Below are 1,617 nucleotides of genomic sequence, written 5' to 3' on the forward strand. Positions count from 1 at the left end.
CGCGATCAGGCTCGCTCCCGCAGGTGGCATCAGCGTGTTTGTGACAAATTAAATCTCACGCGTGAGCTATTGTAGGGTTTGGAAAGTACCTGTAGTGTTTCTCACGCGTGAGTTTTTAACAGTGAGGTCAGTGCCATGCCAACCAGCTCTCCAGCAGATCCGTCTGACGGTTCTGTGAGCGAGTCAGCGAGCCGCACGGGAGAACGGGCCAAACCGTCCGCGAAGAAGCCGTCGAGCTTCTACATGAAGCAGATGCGCGCGGGCCTGAGTGCCGCAGGCTATGTAAAACACGAGACTTGGGTGCTTCCCGAAAATCGAAGCCTGCTCAAGCAAATGGAGAAACAGCTACGCCAACCGATTCTGGCTGGCTCATTCATGTCGGAGGATTACATGAGCGCAGGTAATAACTGGAACATCGATCGTCTCTACAGCGCCCTTCAAGCCTTGGACGAAGTGGTCGCGCACGACATCACCCTGAGCCTCGTCCAAGGCTCCGAATCCAGCATCAAGCTGGAAATGAATGATTTCGGCGGCTTGCCGATCTACATCGCCGTGGTCGGCGACCAGATCATCGTCGACACCGTCCTGGTGGATGTCGAGTCGATCAAGGATGTAGCGGCCTTCAACGACGCCGTGTTGCGCAGCCGGGAAATGTTTCCGCTGTCGTCCATCGGCATCGAGACCATGCCCAACGGCCAGGTCGTCTACAACATGTTCGGTGCGTTGAGCTCTGATTCCAGCCTGACCAACATCGTCACCGAGGTGAAAACCCTCGTCGACAATGTTCAGCGCGCCAGCGAAGCCTTCGAACGCTTCTTTAATTAATTCGCCCACAGGAACTATCCAATGACTCAGTCCATCTGGAGCAAATTGTTCACCGCGCTGCGTGGCGGTGCCAATGAAGTCGGCGAATCGATCGTCGATCAACAGGCCCTGCGCATCCTCGACCAGGAAATTCGCGACGCCGACACCGCGCTGGCCAACGCCAAGCGCGAGCTGGTCACCATCATGGCCAAGCACAAGCTGGCGACCGATCGCGTCGGCGAATACAACGCCAAGATCAAGGATCTGGAAGCCAAGGCCCTGGCCGCGATCCAGGCCAACCGCGAGGATCTGGCACTGGAAGTGGCCGAAGCCATTTCGACCCTGACCAACGAACTGGACGCCGAGCAAAAGCACGCGACCGAGTTCGGCGGTTACGCGGAAAACATGCGCAAGGACATCACCAAGGCCGAAAGCCGCATCAAAAGCCTGCGTCAGCAAGTAGACATGGCCAAGGCCCGGGAAAGCGTGCAAAAGGCCCAGGTCAGTGCCTCGATTGCCAGCGGCGGCGCCAATGGCAAGCTGGAAACTGCCGTCGGTACGCTCAACCGCCTGCAAGCCAAGCAACAGCAACGGGCCGCTGAACTGCAAGCCCAGGACGAATTGGCCGAGGCTTCGACCGGCTCCGACCTGGAGCGCAAGCTGCGTGACGCCGGCATCACGCCAAACGAAGGCAGCGCCAATGCGATCCTGGAACGCCTGAAGAAAAAATCGGCTGAGTAAGTCGTGCAGGTGCGCTCATCACCCTGAGCGCACTGAACCTGTGGCGAGGGAGCTTGCTCCCGCCGGGTCGCG

The 1,617-nt window shown here is 58.5% G+C and carries 2 protein-coding genes; both read left to right on the forward strand.

What is annotated here, in order from left to right; all coding sequences use genetic code 11:
- Window positions 1-243 precede the first annotated feature (243 nt).
- The gene (locus ACE04F_RS18810) at window positions 244-825 is read left to right on the forward strand and encodes a YjfI family protein (protein WP_486109028.1); all 582 of its coding nucleotides are present in this window, start codon (window positions 244-246) and stop codon (window positions 823-825) included.
- Between the two features lie 21 nt (window positions 826-846).
- Window positions 847-1,545, forward strand: a complete 699-nt coding sequence (locus ACE04F_RS18815) for a PspA/IM30 family protein (protein WP_434601949.1) — start codon at window positions 847-849, stop codon at window positions 1,543-1,545.
- The last annotated feature ends 72 nt before the right edge of the window (window positions 1,546-1,617 follow it).

Source organism: Pseudomonas sp. AGC41, from assembly GCF_057334555.1.

Bases quoted from the DNA above. Each gene is read 5' to 3' on its own strand.
- ACE04F_RS18815 (WP_434601949.1), top strand. From the start codon at position 847: ATGACTCAGTCCATCTGGAGCAAATTGTTCACCGCGCTGCGTGGCGGT.
- ACE04F_RS18810 (WP_486109028.1), top strand. From the start codon at position 244: ATGAAGCAGATGCGCGCGGGCCTGAGTGCCGCAGGCTATGTAAAACAC.